At 62.7% G+C, this 19,696-nt stretch carries 30 protein-coding genes; 17 read left to right on the forward strand and 13 right to left on the reverse strand.

All coding sequences use genetic code 11. The annotated features are described in order from the left end of the window. Nucleotide 1: 1 nt before the first annotated feature. The 5 genes from NX05_RS00690 to NX05_RS00710 all read right to left on the reverse strand — a co-directional run bounded on the left by NX05_RS00690 (nt 2) and on the right by NX05_RS00710 (nt 4,574). A complete protein-coding gene (locus NX05_RS00690; protein WP_039437145.1) occupies nt 2-595 on the reverse strand; it encodes a hypothetical protein in 594 nt (197 codons plus the stop codon). A gap of 340 nt (nt 596-935) precedes the next feature. Next, nucleotides 936-3,347, reverse strand: a complete 2,412-nt coding sequence (locus NX05_RS00695; protein WP_039437147.1) for a DUF5906 domain-containing protein — start codon at nt 3,345-3,347, stop codon at nt 936-938. Next, complete coding sequence (locus NX05_RS00700) at nt 3,348-3,713, reverse strand: hypothetical protein (RefSeq protein ID WP_039437150.1); 366 nt, start codon at nt 3,711-3,713, stop codon at nt 3,348-3,350. Between the two features lies 1 nt (nt 3,714). Continuing rightward, a complete protein-coding gene (locus tag NX05_RS00705) occupies nt 3,715-4,245 on the reverse strand; it encodes a hypothetical protein (RefSeq protein ID WP_039437153.1) in 531 nt (176 codons plus the stop codon). Further along, nucleotides 4,242-4,574, reverse strand: coding sequence for a hypothetical protein (locus NX05_RS00710; RefSeq protein ID WP_230597767.1), 333 nt, complete (start codon nt 4,572-4,574; stop codon nt 4,242-4,244). The genes NX05_RS00705 and NX05_RS00710 overlap by 4 nt, the downstream gene beginning before the upstream one ends. Nucleotides 4,575-4,642: 68 nt before the next feature. Between NX05_RS00710 and NX05_RS00715 the strand changes: the two genes are divergently transcribed. Then, nucleotides 4,643-4,903: a hypothetical protein gene (locus tag NX05_RS00715; protein WP_039437155.1), complete on the forward strand. Its 261-nt coding sequence runs from the start codon at nt 4,643-4,645 to the stop codon at nt 4,901-4,903. 170 nt (nt 4,904-5,073) lie between these two features. Here NX05_RS00715 and NX05_RS00720 read toward each other — a convergent pair whose 3' ends face one another. Then, entirely contained in the window at nt 5,074-5,268 is a 195-nt protein-coding gene (locus NX05_RS00720) for a hypothetical protein (RefSeq protein ID WP_039437158.1), read from the reverse strand. Continuing rightward, the gene (locus NX05_RS00725) at nt 5,268-5,507 is read right to left on the reverse strand and encodes a transcriptional regulator (protein WP_039437161.1); all 240 of its coding nucleotides are present in this window, start codon (nt 5,505-5,507) and stop codon (nt 5,268-5,270) included. Before NX05_RS00725 ends, NX05_RS00720 begins: the two co-directional genes overlap by 1 nt. A gap of 58 nt (nt 5,508-5,565) precedes the next feature. Between NX05_RS00725 and NX05_RS00730 the strand changes: the two genes are divergently transcribed. The 11 genes from NX05_RS00730 to NX05_RS00775 all read left to right on the forward strand — a co-directional run bounded on the left by NX05_RS00730 (nt 5,566) and on the right by NX05_RS00775 (nt 10,303). Further along, a complete protein-coding gene (locus tag NX05_RS00730) occupies nt 5,566-6,318 on the forward strand; it encodes a LexA family transcriptional regulator (protein WP_230597769.1) in 753 nt (250 codons plus the stop codon). A gap of 22 nt (nt 6,319-6,340) precedes the next feature. Further along, nucleotides 6,341-7,090, forward strand: a complete 750-nt coding sequence (locus NX05_RS00735) for a HipA family kinase (RefSeq protein WP_230597771.1) — start codon at nt 6,341-6,343, stop codon at nt 7,088-7,090. After that, on the forward strand, nt 7,087-7,911 hold the full coding sequence (locus NX05_RS00740) for a DUF3037 domain-containing protein (RefSeq protein WP_039437164.1): 825 nt from the start codon (nt 7,087-7,089) through the stop codon (nt 7,909-7,911). The genes NX05_RS00735 and NX05_RS00740 overlap by 4 nt, the downstream gene beginning before the upstream one ends. Before the next feature lie 45 nt (nt 7,912-7,956). Continuing rightward, a complete protein-coding gene (locus tag NX05_RS23425; protein ID WP_155292819.1) occupies nt 7,957-8,115 on the forward strand; it encodes a hypothetical protein in 159 nt (52 codons plus the stop codon). Between the two features lie 458 nt (nt 8,116-8,573). Continuing rightward, on the forward strand, nt 8,574-8,786 hold the full coding sequence (locus tag NX05_RS00745) for a hypothetical protein (protein ID WP_039437167.1): 213 nt from the start codon (nt 8,574-8,576) through the stop codon (nt 8,784-8,786). Continuing rightward, the gene (locus NX05_RS00750; RefSeq protein ID WP_039437170.1) at nt 8,783-9,055 is read left to right on the forward strand and encodes a hypothetical protein; all 273 of its coding nucleotides are present in this window, start codon (nt 8,783-8,785) and stop codon (nt 9,053-9,055) included. Before NX05_RS00745 ends, NX05_RS00750 begins: the two co-directional genes overlap by 4 nt. Further along, nucleotides 9,052-9,330 carry a hypothetical protein gene (locus NX05_RS00755; RefSeq protein ID WP_039437173.1) on the forward strand — a complete coding sequence of 93 codons (279 nt, stop codon included), beginning with the start codon at nt 9,052-9,054 and terminating at the stop codon, nt 9,328-9,330. Before NX05_RS00750 ends, NX05_RS00755 begins: the two co-directional genes overlap by 4 nt. Then, nucleotides 9,327-9,515: a hypothetical protein gene (locus NX05_RS00760; RefSeq protein WP_039437174.1), complete on the forward strand. Its 189-nt coding sequence runs from the start codon at nt 9,327-9,329 to the stop codon at nt 9,513-9,515. Before NX05_RS00755 ends, NX05_RS00760 begins: the two co-directional genes overlap by 4 nt. Before the next feature lies 1 nt (nt 9,516). After that, nucleotides 9,517-9,816, forward strand: a complete 300-nt coding sequence (locus tag NX05_RS00765) for a hypothetical protein (RefSeq protein ID WP_039437176.1) — start codon at nt 9,517-9,519, stop codon at nt 9,814-9,816. A gap of 104 nt (nt 9,817-9,920) precedes the next feature. Continuing rightward, nucleotides 9,921-10,127 (forward strand): hypothetical protein, encoded by a 207-nt coding sequence (locus tag NX05_RS00770; RefSeq protein ID WP_230597773.1) that lies wholly within the window; start codon nt 9,921-9,923, stop codon nt 10,125-10,127. Further along, nucleotides 10,124-10,303 (forward strand): hypothetical protein, encoded by a 180-nt coding sequence (locus NX05_RS00775; RefSeq protein WP_039437181.1) that lies wholly within the window; start codon nt 10,124-10,126, stop codon nt 10,301-10,303. Before NX05_RS00770 ends, NX05_RS00775 begins: the two co-directional genes overlap by 4 nt. 88 nt (nt 10,304-10,391) lie before the next feature. On the opposite strand, the gene NX05_RS00780 is transcribed toward NX05_RS00775, so the two are convergent. Beyond that, a complete protein-coding gene (locus tag NX05_RS00780) occupies nt 10,392-10,994 on the reverse strand; it encodes a hypothetical protein (protein ID WP_039437184.1) in 603 nt (200 codons plus the stop codon). 35 nt (nt 10,995-11,029) lie between these two features. Between NX05_RS00780 and NX05_RS23430 the strand changes: the two genes are divergently transcribed. Genes NX05_RS23430 through NX05_RS00800 form a run of 5 tightly spaced genes read left to right on the forward strand, consistent with a single transcriptional unit; the run spans nt 11,030 to nt 14,599 of the window. Beyond that, a complete protein-coding gene (locus NX05_RS23430; RefSeq protein ID WP_155292820.1) occupies nt 11,030-11,185 on the forward strand; it encodes a hypothetical protein in 156 nt (51 codons plus the stop codon). Next, a complete protein-coding gene (locus tag NX05_RS00785; RefSeq protein WP_039437187.1) occupies nt 11,178-13,259 on the forward strand; it encodes a DNA cytosine methyltransferase in 2,082 nt (693 codons plus the stop codon). Before NX05_RS23430 ends, NX05_RS00785 begins: the two co-directional genes overlap by 8 nt. Then, nucleotides 13,256-14,107 (forward strand): DNA adenine methylase, encoded by an 852-nt coding sequence (locus tag NX05_RS00790; RefSeq protein ID WP_039437189.1) that lies wholly within the window; start codon nt 13,256-13,258, stop codon nt 14,105-14,107. The genes NX05_RS00785 and NX05_RS00790 overlap by 4 nt, the downstream gene beginning before the upstream one ends. Next, nucleotides 14,104-14,391: a hypothetical protein gene (locus tag NX05_RS00795; protein WP_039437201.1), complete on the forward strand. Its 288-nt coding sequence runs from the start codon at nt 14,104-14,106 to the stop codon at nt 14,389-14,391. Before NX05_RS00790 ends, NX05_RS00795 begins: the two co-directional genes overlap by 4 nt. Next, nucleotides 14,378-14,599, forward strand: a complete 222-nt coding sequence (locus tag NX05_RS00800; protein ID WP_039437204.1) for a hypothetical protein — start codon at nt 14,378-14,380, stop codon at nt 14,597-14,599. Before NX05_RS00795 ends, NX05_RS00800 begins: the two co-directional genes overlap by 14 nt. 28 nt (nt 14,600-14,627) lie before the next feature. Here the strand turns inward: NX05_RS00800 and NX05_RS23435 are convergent, their stop codons facing one another. From NX05_RS23435 to katB, 5 genes are all read right to left on the reverse strand, one after another. Beyond that, a complete protein-coding gene (locus tag NX05_RS23435) occupies nt 14,628-15,125 on the reverse strand; it encodes a hypothetical protein (protein WP_039439251.1) in 498 nt (165 codons plus the stop codon). Further along, a complete protein-coding gene (locus NX05_RS00810; protein WP_039437208.1) occupies nt 15,126-15,641 on the reverse strand; it encodes a Panacea domain-containing protein in 516 nt (171 codons plus the stop codon). Nucleotides 15,642-16,343: 702 nt separating this feature from the next. Next, the gene (locus NX05_RS00815; RefSeq protein WP_010374918.1) at nt 16,344-16,568 is read right to left on the reverse strand and encodes a hypothetical protein; all 225 of its coding nucleotides are present in this window, start codon (nt 16,566-16,568) and stop codon (nt 16,344-16,346) included. A 727-nt stretch (nt 16,569-17,295) separates the two neighbouring features. Beyond that, nucleotides 17,296-17,871, reverse strand: a complete 576-nt coding sequence (locus NX05_RS00820; RefSeq protein ID WP_039437211.1) for an ankyrin repeat domain-containing protein — start codon at nt 17,869-17,871, stop codon at nt 17,296-17,298. A gap of 59 nt (nt 17,872-17,930) precedes the next feature. Then, nucleotides 17,931-19,436 carry a catalase KatB gene (gene katB, locus NX05_RS00825; protein WP_010379213.1) on the reverse strand — a complete coding sequence of 502 codons (1,506 nt, stop codon included), beginning with the start codon at nt 19,434-19,436 and terminating at the stop codon, nt 17,931-17,933. Nucleotides 19,437-19,696 lie beyond the last annotated feature (260 nt).

Genomic DNA, 19,696 nt, shown 5'->3' on the forward strand with positions numbered 1-19,696 from the left:
TTCACTTGTCTTGCCCAGTGTGGATGTCACCCGCACTTGTAGCGGCACGAAACCCTCGACTCACCTCCTCCAGCGCATGCATCAACTCGTCCCACAGCAGCTGCCGCACCTTGGCCTCGTCGGTTGCAGCGGCCAGCTGCGGCGCCAACGTGTCCGGGATGCGCTCCAGCGCCACCCGCAGCCCGGTGCCCGCCTCGGAGATGGCTTGCTCCACATCGGCACGCGGCAGCAGTTCGCCCAGCTTCTCAGCCAGCTCGATCTGCGCCATCTGCGCATCCGTCTCGGCCTTGTCCGCCAGCGCCTTGGCCTTGCGCTTTGCGTCGCTGGTCTGCGGCTCGTCGGCGTCGTCCTGGTCGTCGCTGCCCTCGCCCGCCAGCGCAGCACCACGCGCCTCGGCGTGCCGTGCAGCCACGCCGGCACGAGCGGGATCGCGCGTCTGCTCGTACAGCGCCAGGGATGCGCTCTTGAGGTAGCCCTTGCCGCCCTCGGCCTGCACCAGCCGGCCATTGCGCTTGAGCTCCACGATGTAAGACGGCCGGCAGCCGATGTAGGCTGCCAGCTCCTTGCCTGTCACCACCACATCGTTGTCCGTCATACCCAGCACTCCACTTCTTCCATTTCTTTCAAGGCCAGCAAGACAGGAAAAAACGCGCGCGCGTGAGCGTGTGCGGCCTGTGCGGGAACGTGTGCGGGACGCATATCACCCGAGACATTTGCGGCAGTAACGATGTGCGGGATGTGCGGGATGTGCGGGCACTCACACACGCGGGAAAGGCATTGCACGCATGCGAGTGACACGGCTGCCCACGCGCCCGCGCCCACGAAGGAAGCAAAAGGCCCGCACATCCCGCACATGCCTACTGCCGCATGCGTTTGCGCCCGCACATCTGCCCGCACACCGTCCCGCACATCCCGCACAGCCACAGGCGCAGTGCTCATGCGCGTCCCTTGTATTCGTTGAACGCGCCGCGGAACCCGACCACTTCGGTGCCCAGCCATGACGATTCGGTCTGGTCATCCGGGCACGCTGCATTGCCCAGCAGCAGGAATCCATGCGGGCCGTGACTGGTCTGCTCGATGAGGTAGCGCTTGCGCGCGCGATCCGGATGCGTGATGCCGCGTTTGCGCACCAGCGCGTTGATGAACTTGGGCGACGGCGCCGGCTTCACGCCCTCGCGGCCGCACCAGACCTTGTAGACCTCGTACCACTCTTTCGACGGCGCCGGCCGCGGCTTCAAGCCAGGGATGTCCTGGCCGTACAACTCGTCCAGGAAGCGCTGTGGGCTGTCCTGCCCCAGGTTGATCAGCTCGGCTTTGGCAGCGGTCATCGGTGGATTGGTGCCATTGGTGAAGTCGCCCAGGTCGACCTGCAGCAAGTGGTGGTGCAGCGCTGCGGTGCCGCCGGCGCGGATCTCTGCCAGCACCTCCTGGTAGAACTCGGCCGGCAGCTTGTCCGGCGTCCAGATCACGGCATGCCGGCGGTCATCTTCCTCGAGCACAACCGGCATCGCCTCGTTCGACAGGAACACTAGGTTGGCGTGGTTGTCTTCTTCGTAGGCCTGGATGTTCTTCGGGTTAATGCGGATGCGGTCGCCGGTGATCAGCGCCTTCAGCTTGTTCTTGAGGTGGTACACCTCGGTGCGCGCCACCACTTCGTCCGCCAGCAAGAACAGCTTGCGGCTGGCCCAGTCGTTGAACTTGTCCTCCAGCGCGGACTGGTCCAGCACGCGGCCGTATTCGCCGAACAGCTTCATGTACTCGTCGAAGAACATGTTCTTGCCGGTGCCTTGCGGCCCGTGAATCACGATCGTCGATTTCATCTTGGCGCCCGGGTGCTGCAGCGGGTAGGCCAGCCACTTGATCACCCAGTCGTAGAGCATGCGCTGGTTGGCTTCGTTGCCGCACATGTGCCACAGCAGCTGCAGCAGCTTGTCGCAGGTGCCCTCCTGCGGCACGGTCGGCCAGCCCGCGAATAGATTGCAGGTGATGCCGGGCTTGCAGCCGGATGGGTCGAAGTCCACCTCTTGCACACGCACGATGGCGCGCTGCGGGCTCTCAAGCCATGCGCGGTGCAGCTCGCGCCGCACGCAGGCATCGCGCATGTCGCCCAGCGCCACAAGCATGTGCTCCTGGTGATCGAACACCGTGCCGCCCTGCCCGTACACCAACGCAAAACGACTCAACAGTGCATCGATGCTGTCGATCGGCTTGAGGAGTGCCTTCCCCGCGCCCCCGGTGCTGGGGATGGAAGCGGCGCGTTTTTCCACCGGTGCCCGCCACGATAGCTCCGTGATGCGGGCCTCCACCTGCGCGCGCACCACGTGCAGGCCTTCGGCCAGGTGCAGATCATTGAAGTCGCTGACCTTGCGACCCTGGCCGATGTAGTTGGCACGGCGCGTGGCCTCATCGGCGAAAACCGGTAATAGCGCAGCACCGCGAACATCCAGTGCCGCGGCGCTGGCGCCGAGCATGCCGGCGTTCTCCGCCCTGTGGTCTTCACCGCAGGTGGGGCACGCCTTCGGGTGATCGGAGAGCACCAGGCGCGACTTGCACACGCGGCACTTCTGCAGCACGTCGTCATCGCCACAGATCAGCACCTTGGTGCTGCGGTAACGCTTCGCCAGCGCGCTGGCCACCGGCATCAGGTTGCCCGCGTCGAACGCCACGGCCACCGGATAGCCGGTAGCCATGTGCAGACTCGCCGCCGTGGCATAGCCCTCTGCCACCAGCAATATCCACTGCGGCGTGCCGCCGATCAGGTGGAAGTGCCCACGCTTGGCCAGGCCGGCAGGCCAGAACTCCTTCACCGGCTTGCGCTGCTGGTCGGCCTGCTTGGCGGTCCGCAGCAGCTGCAACCCGTGGATGGCGCCATTGCCATCGAGCAGCGGCACAACGGCAATTCCCGATCCGCCGTAGCGCAGGCCAAAGCCTTGCACGCCCTTGGCGGCGAGGTAGTCGGATTCGCCGTCGTGCAGGGCCTTGCCCCATGCCCGGGTGGCACGTTCGGCAGCGCGGCGGTTCTCGTCCTGCCGCGCGGCTTCTGCGCGGCGGCGGTCTTCCGCCAGCCGGCGCTTCAATGCCTCACGCTGCTCCGCGGTAAATTCGCTATCGCGCTTGCGCAACTCCACCTTGATGGCGCCGTTGTCGTTGCCGCGCCAGATGCCGTAGGTGCCAACAATCAGCACATCCGTGCCGTTGGTGTGCAGCTCGTGCAGCACGTACCAACCGCGTCGCTCGCGCGAGCCTTCGACTTTGCAGCGGACCATACGGCCGCTCGCATCAAGACCGTCGAGGATCAGACCCGCGTCGCGCAGCTGGCCAAGCACATCATCGTAATTCGCCAGCATTCAGTAACTTCCAGCCGCGCTATCTACCAAGGGAACGGGGTTCGAATTACCCGCATCGGGGGTCGGCCAGGAGGACCCATCGCCCGGAGCTGAACGCCTTGTCCGCTCGTTCAGATTCAGCGCCTCGCCATGCGCGCGCGCCCTTTCCGCCGCTTCCCGGGGAGATGGGGCGCAGGGCAGCGGCAACACGCCTTGCGCGTGCGCGCCTGCGGTATCGGCATGGCGCAACCGCTCGCGCTCGGCCAACGCGTCATCGCCAGCCAAACCAGGTGCATCGCTGTAGAGCAGGCGCAACGCTTCGGCAACGTGTTGCTGCGCGGCGGGGCTCAAGGTGCGGCGGATGTGGGAGGCGCGGTTGGTCGTCATGTCATGCACGCTTACGGCCCTTGGCTGCCGCGCGGCGCACGTTACGCTCCAGGCGGTGGCACATCGTGCGGATCGCCTGCAGCTCATCCACCATCAAGTCGGCTTCCTGCAGCGACAGATGCGCGTCGTCCAGCGCTTCGAGCGCAACACCAGACAGGCGCCCCGCGTGCTTGGCAACGTGCAGCAGCTTGGCTTGCATCGCGGCCACTTCATCCGGCCAGCCGTTCTCCGGTGCGGGCGGTACGAAATCCATGGCCAGATCGAATTGCGCGCCCAGTGATTGAATCCAGCACGTCGCCTGCGCCTGCCCGGCGCTCAGCTCCTGCATCCACTCAGTGAGCATCTCCGCCATCTCCATCGACAGCGATTCGCCCTCCAAGCCCCGCAGCTTCTTGCGCAGCGATTCTGCGGCGATGGCCTTGCCGCGACGCTCTGTCAGGTAGGCGGCGGCCGCACGCACATTCCCCGGCATCTGCGACACCGCGTTGTATAGCGCGTCGCGCCAATAGATATCTGAGCGTTGGCACGTCATCGCGCGACACCCTGAAACTTCGTGCAGTTCATCGTGGTGGCCGCCCGGCTGGACGACGCACCATGTGCGTCATGCTCACCACCACCCCACTCCTTAGGTTCACCGCCCTCCGACGCTACGAGGTCTGCACTGGCATTGGTGATGTTGTCGCTGTCTTCTTTGTTGCCGAGCAAACCGGAGCAGAACGCGAACAGTCCCGCCGCAGTCAGGGCGATCGCAGCGACATTGCGTACAAGCCCCGGAATGGTTGAGTCCGCCGACGCCTGCGCACCCTGCTCCCATCGCCGACGCGCGACATCGAGCGCCGACTCTTGGCTAGGCTTACGCATAGGTGCCACCCTCCCCGCGATATGCTGGGACCCCCACGGCACCAACAAGAGCCCGCAAGGAGGGCGACATGGACGACGACGTAAAACAGCGATTGAACGAAATTCTGGCTATCATGAAATCGCAGAACGATTTGCAAGTAGAGTTCAAGGACCAAATTGCCGCAGCGCATGTGCTGCTAATCGGTATTATTCGGGCATTCGCGGACACGCCAGGATTCAAAGAAAATGTAGAGCGAACGATCTTGGAGATCGAAGCGGGTACGATCCAGCCCGGAGCAAAAAAGCAGATTGCGGAAATCACTCGTCGCGCCCTTTACAGACACGAGTAAAACCATTCACTCGGCAATTGGCGTCTAACACGACAGGATTGGACGCCTCCGAGGGATGTATTGAACCTCTGAGAGCGGCAATCTCAGCATCAATTGCGTCCCACCTCGCCTTCTCATTTACCGTTTGGCGATTGAGCCAGTTGCGAACCCAAAGTCTTGGATTCCAGCTATCAGGCAACATCGGCCACCTCCAGAAAGTTGAGCGACCAGCCCACCCGGCGGCGGCGCTCGGTGAGCGCTGCCCAGTCATCGGCGGTCAGGCACAGATCGGCGATATCGCCGTTGTTGTGGATCGGCAGGCCCACGAGCGTGGCGAGCTCGCCCGCACTCAGGGCGTCATCCAGCGGCGTGACGTGACGAGACATCAAGCCACCTCCTGCACGTTGCCTGCCGGGCCGAAAATGTCCGGACGAAGATCGGTGCGGCGTATCGAACCGTTCGATATCCGTTCGATCAACGCGCACCGCTCTGCAGGCACCTTCACCACGCCGGTCTCCCACTGAGAAACGATTCCTTGCGTTGCAGAGGAACCTGCGTCCGTAAGCAGCGCAGCGAACGCGGCCTGCGACAGTCCTACCTCTCGGCGATATGCGGCAATGTCCATGCCCAAATATTAGCGCCACTCATCCACATGTCAATAGTGCCGCTGATGGAAAGCTGCAATGTCCTCGATTAGCGTTACTAATATGGAATCCAGCCGACGCGCCAAACCCACCATCGCTGACGCTGAAGCGGCCGAGCGCCTGAAGACAGCTTGGTCGGAGCGCGCACGTGAACGCGGGATCACACAAGACAAGATGGCGGAGGAACTGGGGATTACCCAGGGCGCTGTCAGCCAATATCTCAATGGCAAGATCCCGATGAACTATCGGACGTTGATGGCGTTCTGCCAGGCACTTGGGATAGACGCTTGCGATATCCGCACCGATCTGCCCGAGCAACGCCTCGTCAGCCACGCTGCTTCAGACGACTCTGACTGGACTGCCGTGACCGGCTACTCCCAGGCGGTAGGCCTAGGCGCTTCCGGCGCAGAAGCCACGGAGTACGCTGAGACCCACAGTCTCCACTTCAAGAAGACCAGCCTGCGCCGCCGGGGCATCCTCGGTCGGCCGCTGGCGGTGTACTACGGCAAGGGCGACAGCATGGAACCGGCTATCACCGACGGCGATGCCATCCTGTTCGACACATCCGACACCCGCATTGTGGATGGCGTGATGTACCTGATCCAGGTGCACGGCGCCGCCAATCCCGAGTACTACGTCAAGCGCGCCGAGGTACTGGATGGCACGGTGTACTTCCGCAGCGACAACCCGCACGGCGACCACGACTGGCGCAAGCCCAAGCGCATGGACTCACAACGCCAGCCCATCACCGTGGTCGGCCGCGTTCACTGGATAGGCGGCTGGGCCGACTAATGATTGAGGGAGCCACAAGGACGTGACGGGTCTAGCCAAGCAACCGGTCTGCATCGAAGAAATCCAGGGAAGAACACAACAAGGTGCTACCCGGCCATTCCTGTGCCGTGGCGATGATGGCTTGCTCTACTACGTCAAAGGGGTCGGTGCAAACCGGCGCAGCCTCATCTGCGAGTGGATGGCTGGCAGGCTTGCAACCGGATTCGGCCTCAACATTCCCCAGTTCGAGATCGCTTATGTGCCGCCAGGGCTGGCTGACCTGCATCCCGAAGGCCGTGATTTAGGATCGGGCCCCGTCTTCGCATCGCGGGTTGCCCCCAACGCTAATGAGATCGTCTTTCTGGAGGCGACCCGCGTGCCTCGGGACGTGCGGCGGGACGTAATCGCGTTCGACTGGTGGATCCGCAATGGTGATCGCTCGCTGACAGCGAAGGGTGGAAATCCCAATCTTCTGTGGGACGCTGGAAACAGTGAGCTGGTGGTGATCGACCACAACCTGGCGTTCGATCAAGACTTCGACGCTGACGCATTCCTTGCGACGCACATCTTCCAAGCTGAATTTCCTGCGTTACGCGCCGATCTCGTACTCATGGCAGAATATGCTGCTCGAATGAAAGCCACGCTGGAGTTGTGGGACCATGCTTGGCGTTCGGTTCCCGACGAATGGCTGTTCCACGACGACGAGCAGACTGTTTCGACTGACTTCGACCCTACCGCCAGTGCTGCTTTGCTGGCACGCTGCCACACCGAGGACCTGTGGAGGCTCCCATGAATATGCGAGTCCCTTGCCAATACGCCATTGTCCAATTCCTGCCCTATCCGGAAACCGGGGAGTTTGCGAACGTGGGCGTGGTGTTGGCCTGTCCTCAGATGCGCTACCTGGGAGTCCGCATCGCGCCCCACAGACGTACCAAGCGGGTCACCGATTTCTTCGAGGGACTGCAGGCTCGCGTGTATCGCGAGGCGCTCCGATACATCGAGGGCGACCTGAATCGGTTTAGTGACGCGGTGGCCCATGGACAGATCCCGGCAAACCTGGCGTTCGATGAAATCACACGTCCACGCGAGGCACTGATTCGATATGGTGCCGCGCGCACCATCATGAGCAACGGCCACCCGAACGACACATTGCAGCAGTTGTACGACAGGTTTGTCGAACGTGACTTCGCCACGAAGGAGTATCACGAGACAGCGATGCGCCAGCGAGTGGACGACTTGCTAGCTAACGCCCATCTGCGCAGCTACTTCGCGGAGGCGGCGGTAGGCGATGACAGCTACCCCGTGAAGTTTCCTTTCGTCTCCATCGCTTCGGAAGCGCCGCAGATCGTAATCAAGCCGCTCAACCTGACCCAGGACGAGCCGTGCAAGATCTTCGAACACGGCAATACGTGGCTTGGTCGTGTCATCAGGCTACGCAAGCACGGGCAGCTACCTAAGACGGTGCTTTTTGCTATCGATCAGGCGGCCGAGGGTGAGAAGCGGATCAAGGCAGCAGCCGAGGTGACCGCTGACCTGAGATCTGCAGGAGCGATTGTCGAGCCGCTCCGCCACACCGATGCGATCCTGAGGGTGGCAAAGCAGGCAAAGCCGTAATTCCGATGCAAACCCTGCTCCGGCTGGGTTTTCTATGCGGGGAGCATGCAATTCAAGCTCCAAATTACTACTCTGGAATGCGCTTTCCCATTGCCGGCTGTGGCGGTCCAGCAGTCGCGCTTTGAGAGCACCGCCGAGGACTGGATGGCCAGCCACGCCAACGACGCGAACGACCCCAGCCCTGGGATGATCGAAGCCGAGTAAAACGCCGACCTTTTCGACACAGTTTGGACATCTAGCTGGCAATAAATTAGCGCCCCTATTGACTTATAGTATTAGCGCCCCTAATCTTGTCCGGTCAGCTCTCCAGCTGACGGGCGACCGGCGGGTCGTCCCTGTCGGTCAGCCCTCCCCCTCTGCCCGGTAGCAGGCCCCTCCCCTGGCCTAATTGACCCGCCGGCGCCCTCCTTCTTCGGAGAGAGCGCCATGTCCCGGAATGCAGACCTCGAGCTCGACGAGCTCACCGCAGCAGCGACGAGCGGCCCCGCCACTCGTCGCTGCCTCAGCGCCTGTGCTGCCGCAGACCACGCTCACGCTAGTGCGCTCAAGCGCCGCGGCATGTCAAAGGGTCCAAAACGCTACCCGACGCGCAGCGATCGCATAGAACTGAGGGGCCTGCGAGCCGAAGCAGCCAGCCGCGACTTCGTCCGGGAGCTGCGCGCATGAGCGCTGTTGCAGCTTCGTTGACCGCAGAAGATCTGACGGCCGCAATCATCTGGGCCGAGGACGCTATCCGCGAGGACGCGCACACCCTCAAAACGCTAGGCGACTACGCCTCGGCGAGCTATGCAACGTGCCTGCAAAAGAGGATCGCCAAGCGTAGGGAGCAGTTGGAGCGCTTCCGCTCTGCACTCGCAGAGGTTGGTGCCGCATGAACGAGTTTCCCTCTGCCGGCTTCCGGCCGGGCCGTGGTCAAGGCACCTTGCTGCGGCTGTGCGTCAAACGCGATTCGGTGAGCGCTGCGCTGTATGGCACAGACCGCGGCAGAGAGCTTGCGGTGACTGTCTGCCGCCTCGGCGACGTGCGCCGTATGGCCGGCGCGCTGCAACTTGGCCAGACCGCGTACACCGCAGGCGATGACGCTCTGCAGGCTATGTGCGAGTGGATGGCGGCGCACGGCGTGCCGGTACGGGTGACTCCATGAGCGACCATCCATTGGAAGCCTTCTTCCCCACCGGGCATGCCAGCCAAACACTTGCGCTGATGATCTGCAGCGACTGGATCTGGGCTGGCCTGTACGACGGCAAGGTCACGCCATCTCTAGACGGCTGCGCAGTTGCGCCGTGCCTGCGCGCACGCGCCACCACCCGCCATCTGTCCATTGGCCCCGACTCCTTCGCACTGGCACCGCGCGTCCTGCTGCGGGCCACACGCTGGTTGCGCCAGCACGGCGTGCATGTCCAGGAGCAGCGCGCATGAGCCGCCTTTATGAGCGTGCCATCGCCCTTGGCTGGACATTGGTGGCCATCGCCGCCGCCGTCTGTGTGCCGCTGCGCCTGGCCGAAATCCACGCCGCGCAACGCAGCGCAGTTGCACAGCCGGCAGTGGTCACAGAGCAAAAGGCGTCCCTTCCCCACGTGCGGCTGGCGCGAGCAGAGGACTGACATGCGCCAGGAAGCCAAACCATTACCGCCCACTGTTTCTACATGCCAGCCAGGCCATCGCCCGCAGCTGGTCACCACGCACGGCGCACCGCATCGCTATCGCATTGGCGGCCCCGCACCGACCACGTTCCACATCGAGTGCTGCCGCTGCGGCAAGGCCACCGCGCCCAGCCCCAGCCGCGCGCTCACCGAAAGCCGCTGGACCGAACCCACCGGCCAGCATCGCATCCCGCTTTCCCACCTAAGCCGAGCACGCGAGCAGCTATTCGCCGTGCTGGCGCTTGCGGCCCACGCCGCCTGACCGAGGTCACCATGCATCTACAACCCAAAGCACAAGCCGCGCTCAAGGCGGCATACACCTCACAGGGCCGTACCCTGCGACGAACCCGCGGAGGCTTCGCCGCCATGCCCGCACAAGTAAAAACCAGCGGCCCCGTGCAGATCCAAGCGTTCACCCGCCGCTGCATCAACTGGCTCGACGAAGCCGGCCTGGTGCAGTTCGACGACCCGCAATTCCCGAACGTCATCACCCTCAACCCGCGCGGCATCGCCTACGCCGAACAGCTGCTGCGCGACGAACCCGCTGCGCGTGGCAAGGCAGGTGTGCAATGAGCGCCTTTGCCCTCTCGACCGTCCGTCACAAGGACCGCGAACGTGCCGATCTTGCCGCGCATCTCAAGGCATTCGCTAAGTGCGGCGGCAAAATCGAGAAGCTCGGCGCGACACCTTTGCGCAGGAGCCTGTCGCGGCGCGAGGTTAACGATGGGCGTGTTCGCACAAATGTTTAGTCGAAAACGTGGCGACTTTATTCCTCAGGGCCGCAGATCGAGTGGGATGGGCATGAACACTATCTTCGCAGCAAGACCAATCGCTCGATTACTCGAGGGGAACGCTCGCTCTCCTGTCGTCCGTTGTCCAAGCTTCAACGGCGTGTATTGCCTCATTCAACTCCCTCTGCGCTTCTTTCAGAGCCCAGTAGTACAGCCCCCAGAAATCCGACCAATTCCCGTCGCTCTTGATTGTGTTTCCGATCTGCGCGCCGTGCTCAAAACGTACAACGGCGTGCAAGGCGCTTGCAACTTTGTAAGCAAGAGTGATGCTGACGGATGGCCATTTAGAAAGGTCAACGTCGTATCCCGTAGTCATAGCGAGTTGCTCTGTAAGAGCTTGAAAATCAGCCCTGCTCGTGAGGTCGAATCCAAAGGACATCTCCGCCTCTCGTTGGAAAACGCTCCCACTTCCATAGGGAAACGCAGTCTCAAAATTATGCAGGACTGCTGCGACGCGTTTGAGCTCATGTATATAGGCCAGAGAAAAAATCGCATTAGCTTTTCTCCGAAAGGCCATGTCTCTAAGCCAAGGAGCGGCGAGAGCAGTGCAGACCCCAACGGCAGTAGCTATGGCCGCCCAGGCATCCCAATTCACTATGCAGTACCTGCTCAGCCACCAGCACTGGCTGACGCCATCCAGCATGCCCATCCGTTGATCTCCCTGAGTCAGGAGGCGATTCTGCCATGACCAATCTCCATCCGAACGACAGGCTCGCGGCGCTGGATTGGGCGCTGAGCCGAGCGCGGGAAGCAGCCGCCAGCGATCAGCTTATCCACCTCACACACTTGCCAGCTCTCCAACATTTGCGCGATCAAGCGCATGAGGTGCGCGGTGGCTGACGGCTCGCACTCTTTCAACTTTCCCGCTCCGCAGGTTTCGTACCTGCGCCCGGGCGAGATCGTGGTCGACCTGTTCGCTGGCGGCGGCGGCGCGAGCGAGGCGCTCAAGCAGGCGCTGGGCGTCGATCCCGCGCTGGCCTACAACCACGACGAGTGGGCGATCGGCATGCATGCGGCCAACCACCCGCTGACGATCCACCACCGCGAGGACATCTGGCACGCCGACCCACGCAAGGACGTCGCCGGCCGGTCAATCGGTTGGTTCCATGCATCGCCGGACTGCACGCACTTCAGCCAGGCCAAGGGTGGCCAACCGCGCAACCACAAGACCCGCGCGCTCTCATGGGTCGCGCTGAAGTGGATCGGTCAGCTGCTACGTGCCGACTTGCGAGACGGCACGAACACCGCGCCGCGCATTCTGTCGTTGGAAAACGTGTGGCAGATCCTGACCTGGGGTCCGCTGGTGGCCAAGCGCTGCAAGATGACCGGCCGCGTCCTGAAGATGGGCGGCACCGTGGCGGCCCGCGGCGAGCGGGTTCCGGTGGCGAACCAGCAGCTGGTGCCGGACAAGCGCCACAGCGGCCGCACCTGGCGCCAGTTCGTCGCAGCGCTGGAGTCGAAGGGCTACCGCGTGGAATGGCGCAAGCTGACGGCTAGCGACTATGGCGCCGGCACCAGTCACGAACGACTGTTCCTGCTGGCGCGCCGCGACGGCGAGCCGATCGTATGGCCGGCCCCGACACACGGCACCGCGCCCGGCCTGCCGCGCGTGCGCGCAGCCGACTGCTTGGACTTCTCCCTGCCCTGCCCGTCGATCTTCACCCGCAAACGCCCGCTGGCAGATGCCACGTTGCGCCGCATTGCCAAGGGCGTGATGCGTCACGTGCTGCAGTCGGCCGACCCCTTCATCGTGCCGGCCACGCACCATGGCTCCGACTGCGTAAACGACGTGCGGGCGCCGCTGCCGACAATCACCGCAGCCCACCGCGGCGAGCTGATGCTCGTTGCGCCTGAGCTGGCGCCCTTCATCACCGAGCACTCGAATGCCAGCAATCAGCGCACGATGAGTGGTGACGAGCCGCTGCGCACGATCTGCGCCGGGGTTAAGGACGGGCATTTCTCGGCAGTCGCGCCGGTCCTGGCGAAGTTCCGCGGCGAGAGCGACGGGCGCGCGGTGACGCAGCCGGTGCCAACAATTACCGCCGGCGGCGCTCTGGGTCTAATTGCGCCGACGCTGGTGCAGACTGGCTACAGCGAGCGCGAAGGTCAGGCGCCGCGCGCACTGGTCCTGCAGCAGCCTCTCGGCACCATTGTCGCCGGCGGCGTGAAGCATGCGGTGGTTGCCCCGATCATGGTGCAGGCTGGCCATGGTGAGGGGCGCCCCGGCGGCGTGCAGCGCTGGGGTGCTGGTGGCAAAGATGCCCGTACACCTGTCGGCACTGTCACTGCCAGCGGCAGCGGCGGCCAAGCTGTCGCGTGTGCGTTCCTCGAGCAGGCAAACGGTGGCTTTTACGAAGGCGGCGGCCGCGATGCGCGTGAGCCAATGAGTACCATCACCGCGACAGGCAGCCAGCAGCAGCTCGCGACCGCGCACCTGATCACCATGCGCAAGAACCCACACGGACAGGATGCTGCCGACCCGCTGGGCACGGTGTGCGCCGGCGCCGTACACCACGGGATGATCGAGTGCACGCTGAGCGCCGAGCAGCAGGCCGGCGCGCTGAAGGTCGCCGCGTTCCTGGTGAAGTACTACGGCACTGGCATCGGCGTCGACCTGCGCGAGCCGCTGGATACCGCGACAACGCGCGATCGCATGGCGCTAGTAACGGTGGTGATCCAGGGCACGCCCTACGTCATCGTCGACATCGGCCTGCGCATGCTCAAGCCGCACGAGCTGTTCCGCGCGCAGGGCTTCCCCACCGGCTACCGGATCACGCACACCGCTGACGGCCGGGCGATCAGCACCAGCGCCGCCGTGCGCATGTGCGGCAACAGCGTCAGCCCACCGCCACTGGTCGCGCTGGCGCGCGCCAACCTCGACAAGAAGCCGCTGCCACTGCAGGTGGCAGCATGATCACGTCGCCTGCGTTCCGCTACCACGGTGGGAAGTTCAGGCTGTCGCCATGGGTGCAGCGCCACCTGCCGCCGCACCGGACGTATGTCGAGCCTTTCGGTGGCGCGGCCGGCGTGCTGCTGACTAAGCCACGCAGCTATGCGGAGGTTTACAACGACCTCGACGGCGACGTGGTGAACTTCTTCCGCGTGCTGCAGTCACCTGCCGATCGCGATCGTCTGGTCGAACTGTGCCAGCTGACGCCGTACGCCCGCGCTGAGTTCGACATTGCTTGGGATCCGACCGACGACGCTGTCGAGCGTGCACGCCGCCTGCTCATCCGCGCCCAGATGGGTTTCGGATCCGCAGGTGCCACCAAGGGCAAAACCGGCTTCCGGATCGATTCACAGCGTGCCTACGGCACTGCGCAGCATCTGTGGAATCGATTCCCCGCTGGCCTGGCCGAAATAGCGGAGCGCTTCGCCGGCGTGCTGATCGAAAACCGATCCGCGATCGATGTAATGCAGCAACACGATACGCCGCAGACGCTTCATTACGTGGATCCGCCGTACGTCCATAGCACGCGCGTCATGCAAGCAGGCAAAGCCGGCTACTACCGCCACGAGATGACCGAGGCGGATCACAAGCAGCTGCTAGATTGCATTGGCAGCCTTACGGGCATGGTGGTGGTGTCTGGCTACCGCACTGACCTCTACGACTCCGCTCTCGCAGGCTGGCGCCGCGAGGAGACACAGGCGCGGATCAGCGCAGGCCGTGGCTGCAAGCTCCGGACTGAATGCCTGTGGATCAGTCCCGCATGCGCATTAACAGGGCACCAGCATGGCCTGCCGCTGGGAGACGTCGCATGACCCTCACCCTCCTCGGCCGCGGCCTGGACGCCATCCTGCAGCACGACCTCACCGGCATGCCGCGCCAGATCACCAACGCCGCGCGCCTGCACCGCTACGAGCGCGCCCAGCAGCTGCGCCGCGCCACCCAGTCGCCCGAAGCCCGCGAGATCGAACAGCTCCGCGAGCAGTTCGGCCACAACTACCAGACCGCCTGGCGCAACGGCCAGCGCCCAGACCTCACACAGCTACCGCAGCACTTCGCGGCGATCAACAAGGAGCAGCAACATAATGGGCGCCGCTGAGCACTCAACTTTCTGGCTGCTATACGGCCACTACGGCCCGACGATGAGCGTCGAGCAGTTCCGGGCCGAGTTCATGCCCAAGCTGACCATGAAGACGTTGCAGAATTGGATCGCGCGGGGTGACGCACCCAAGCCAATCAATGGCGTTGTAGATGTGCGGGACGTTGCCACTTGGTGGGACGGGCAGCGGAAACAGAAGACCGGGTAGGCCCAGAGGGCCTGGCTCGTTTCGGCCGTTACTTAGCCGCTTTAACCATATCTAACATGGCCTTGACAAGTTCAATTTGCGGAGTCGTTATGCCGGGATTGCGATTACCTTCGTCGTTATCTTGCTTCCCTGAACTAATCATCCGCACTAATGCGAGCGTCAAGGAGAGCGGCACCGCGGCCAGGATTACTAGAACTAGACCTGTCAGCAAGATGACGTGCCAGCCGGCACCGCGAGCGGATGCCAAGATAGCAAGCGAATTGTCATCAACTACGAAAAAAATGGCGATAGGCAACATGACAAGATAAGCCAAGGATGCAACGCCAACGGCATAGAACGCCCAACGACGAAACGAACGATGCGCTTCCTCGCTTAGCTCGTACTGATCTAGATAAACCTCGCGCTTCGCTTTGGGAGGCGCGGGCGAATTCGAGGAGCCTCTACCTTGTGCAGCCCCAGCAGCTTCTCGGGCTGCCGGGGCTATCTCCGGAAACGCTTTATCAGGCTCAGGCGGCGAATCGGTCATTTATGCGACGCTCGCAGCATTTGCTGCTTGCGCCTTCATCTCCCTGATCTTTGCCTGGTAGTGCTCTTTGATCAGCGCATTGTCGATCGGAGCGAAGTACATGTTTCGACCGCCTTGCTGATGCCACGCGATCGACCAAGGTGTCTCCTCCATGTGAGTCATGGCGGAAAGCTGCACACCACTGAATCCAGCATAGCTCTTCCAAACAGACTCCAGAAGGCTGGCTGCATTCGCGTCAACCTTCGTTTCCGACAGCCAGGGGAATGGGCTCGGGGACAATAGCCCCTGGACAGCACCACTACCAAATTGCCTAACACGGTCGTACAAGGACTTAATCACAGGGCCGTACTTCCAAGCTTGCACCTGCTCGTTGATGAGCGGTTGACCCATGTAGCCAAGATGCCAGCCATGTGCGATGTACACCAACTTGATCAGTTGCATCGGCGTAAGCGCCCGTCCCTCTTGCGAGGCCTTTTCAAGGAAGTAATTCGCGATGGTGGAGGGCGAGTAGGCCATGAGATGAGCTCCCGTCCGGAGGCAGTGCAGGATCTGGGAAAAAGGTCGAACGCGAATATCACACAATCCAGTCTCACAAATTGAGAGACAAACATAGTGCGGCTGCGACCACCGCAATACCGTTACTGCACCAGGATTGTACCAATGGGTACGCAAGCTATTGTTTTCAAGAGGAATGCGACCAATCCATCATCGGAGCGACGGACAGGCGCAGGGAGGCGGCGTAGCGATCGGCGGAAGCGGTCATCGACGAAGTGGCCGCAGCGAGCAGCCATTAGAATGCGAAGCAGGATCAACAGCTTACACGGGCGTCGATGAATCTGCGGCGGTGCGGAGTGGCAGGCTGGGGCGGCTGCCTTTTGGAGTTAGCTGCGGGATCGCCCACTCGCTGCGCCAGGTGATCGACCCTATCAGTCGGCCGAATGCGAGCATTGCGCGCGATTGTGGATGGTGCTGGTGACGCGCTTCAGCCGCCAGCATCGCGGTTGCGTCCTACTGTCGGAAGAGGCGAACAGCATCGCGTTGACGCTGTTTTCGTTTCACTCACTCGCCAAGCGCGAGTGGTAACGGGAGGCATCGCTGCAGGATGCGCGGTGCCTGTCTGCGTTCGCCTCTGCGGCGAACGCGGTGCATCGTCAATGACACGTGGAGCTTTCCAAGTCCAGCGCCGCAGTCACCGCTGCGCCTGGACGAACCCGGAACTTATGGGTTACGGACACCAACACGCTCTTCGGCGCTCAGCGGCTTGCCGAGGGCGTGGTACGAGGCGACCAGCGTGATCAGGGCAGTGCCCATGACCGTGTAGAAGCTCCACGACTTGGCCAGTACGTGCACCTGGCCGAAGACCAGTGCGACCACGGCAGTAGCGGTGCACAGCACCATGGCCAGCAGAGACATCAAAAAAGGGATGGAAGGATCGAGCTTCATGGTCCGGGGGTTCCAGGGTGCGATGCGATAGCTGCAGCATCGGCGTTCCCGGCGCTTTCTTGAACTGTTTTCTGCGCTTTTTTTCAGGCAATTTCGAGCAGGTCAGCAAGCACTCAGTTTTCTGTCAAAGCCTTGGCGCGCAAGGGGTTGCGTGTCGGAAAACTCCCGACGCAATGGTAGAAAAATCGCCACCCGCGCCAGAGTTACAACGCGGCTGTGGCGGAAAACCGGCGGGGCTGCACGAGGCGATTTGTGGCCTGCCGCAGGTGCGGCCTCTGACGTTGTGTCGGTTGCGGTTCTTCTGGGCGATGCAGTGGGGTGCGTTAGCGAAAGAGAGCGGTAAAGCTCGGAAGTCGTCGCCAGGCTCAGGCAAGAAACGTGCAGGTCACCAGCTTGGCGCCGCGCTTCCAGGCGCTTGCCGGGACTAGGCTGTCCTTGGGCTGTCTTGACGATGGCTGGGGCCGCCGATGTGGAGAGAAGCCGGGGATGCGCTGCCAGGCAATGGCTCAACCTGCAGAAGACCTGGAAGGTGCACCTGGGTCTGCCAACGCTGAGCTAAGTCCGACAAGAGCTCTTGAGCGACAGCCTATGCCGCGCAGCGGGCAGCAGCGGCCATACGGGTCTGGCGCCGGCATGGACCAACGCGAAGCGGAACACCGGGGCGCTTGTAGGCCGATGACCAGCGCACGAAGCACGCGGACCTAGCCAGCAAGCGAGATCGGCACGCTCAGCGCGCCGGAGCGGTGGCGAATTCGCCGCGTTGCAGCTTGGTCACGTCGTTGCCCTGCCCGTCCTTGAGGCTGAGGTCTGCGCCCTTAGCAGCCAGGTCCTTGAGCACGTCGGTACGTTGGAACAGCGCCGCATACATCGCGGCGGTCTGGCCGGCGTTGTTGCGCTGGTCGGGCGCACAGTCGGCCTGCATCAGGCGCTTGGCGATGCCCAGCTCGCCCTTGAAGATGGCGCCCATCAGCGCGGTATTGCCACGCTTGTCCTGCGCACAGGGGTCGGCACCGGCGCTGAGCAGTTGCTCCACTGCCGGGCGCTGGCCGTGGTACGCGGCGAGGATCAAGGCGGTATAGCCCTTCTCGTCGCGGGTATTGAGGTCGTAATGCGAGCGAATGAATTCCGCCAGCATGTCCTGGCGACCTTCGCGCGCAGCGTCGAAGAAATACTCACGCAGTTGCAGTTTGATCTGCTCAGGTGTGGCGGTAGCCGTCGCGTTGACGGCGGGTGTGGATGCCGGCGAAGCAGCATTGGCAACTGCAGACAGGCTGCCAAGCATCAAAAGCAATACGGTGCGCATGGGGATCTCCCGAAACTAACGACGACATCGCGGCGCAGACTGCGATGTCGTCGGGCGGATCAGTCCTGCAGGCTGGAGGCCAGCTGCTTGACGCGCGACAGGTCGCCCCTGGCCACGCGGGTAACGCCGGTGCCGTACTCGGGGTCGGCCTTGTACAGGAACGACAGCATCAGGTGCTTGCTTTCGGTATCGGTGGTGGCCAGAGACTCGCCGAAACTCTGCACCAGATCAGCACGATCCTTCTTGCTGTAGGAGCGGTACAACTCGCCGGCCTGCTTGAAGTTCTGCTCGCGGGTGATCTTGGCCTGCTGGGTGGTGCCCGACAGCGGCAGTTCGCTATAGCGCGCAGCGGTGTCCTGCGGACGCGGCTGCAGACGGCTCGGCTCGTAGTTCACTCCGCTGGTGGTCTGGCCGATATTGCCCTGCCCATCCTGGTTGCCGTTGTTGACCGCCACACGTGGACGGTTAACCGGCAGGCTCAGGCCATTGGCACCGATGCGATACAGCTGCGTATCGGCATAGGAGAAAATACGGCCCTGCAACAAACGATCTTCAGACGGCTCGATACCCGGCACCAGATTGGCCGGGGCCATCGCGACCTGCTCGGTCTCCTGGAAGAAGTTGTCGACGTTCTTGTTCAACACCATCTGGCCGACCTTCTGCTCCGGCACGTCCGGCCAGATCTTGGTGGCGTCGAGCGGGTCGAAATCGAACTTGGACAGGTCTTCCGGCTTGAGCACCTGTACGTACAGGTCCCACTTCGGGTAATTGCCCTTCTTGATCGCATCAACCAGATCGTTGGTCAGGTGACTGTAGTCCTTGGCCTGCACGGCGGCGACCTGCTTGGGATCGAGATTCTTGATGCCTTGCAGCGTCTTCCAATGGAACTTGACGTAATGCACTTCGCCCTGCGCATTGACCAGCTTGTAGGCATGCACGCCATTGCCGTCCATGAAGCGATAGCCAGCCGGCGTGCCCTCGTTGGAGTACAGCAGCGTCAGCGTGCGGGTTGCTTCGGGCACGTGCGAGAAGAAATCGAAGCGACGCGAATCGTCGTCCAGGTTGGTGCGCGGGTCTGGCTTGAACGCATGCACCATGTCAGGAAACTTGATTGCATCGCGAATGAAGAACGTGGGGAAGTTGTTGCCGACCAGATCCCAATTGCCTTCGCTGGTATAGAACTTGGTGGCGAAACCATGCGGGTCGCGCAGCGTTTCCGGCGAATGATTGCCGTGCACCACCGAGGAAAAGCGCACGAAGACCGGAGTTTTTTCGCCAGCGCTGAAGACCTTGGCTTTGGTCAGGTTGGACAGATCGGCGGTGGCAGTGAACTCGCCTTTGACGCCGGTGCCGCGCGCATGCACCACCCGCTCCGGGATGCGCTCGCGATCGAAGCGCTGCAGCTTCTGAATCAGCTGGACGTCTTGCAGCAGGGTCGGGCCGTTGGGGCCTGCCGTCTGCGAATTCTGGTTATCACCGACCTTGGCGCCATTGTCGCGGGTCAGAACGGATTGGGCGAAGACCGGCGGGGCGATCAACGTCGGGGCTAGCAGGGCTAGCACCATGAGGTGTCCAGGGCGCATGGCGTCAGCTCGTTTGGGGGAGCCTGAATCATGGCGAGCAGGCAGAAGCGTGAGAAGTCGTTAGTTATGATCGCTGCGATAGGGGAACGTAATGATGACTGCGTTGCGTGATATGCATCGCCAAATTTGCGGGCAGTGGGTTGCAGATAGCTCCAGCAATGGGCGTCTGCATGCAGCATCCGCATTTGGTTTTGCATGATCTGAGTTCCGATCGCTCTCAGCGAATGCGGCGCTGCAAGGAC

Source organism: Xanthomonas vasicola (assembly GCF_000772705.2).
Lineage (GTDB): Bacteria > Pseudomonadota > Gammaproteobacteria > Xanthomonadales > Xanthomonadaceae > Xanthomonas > Xanthomonas vasicola.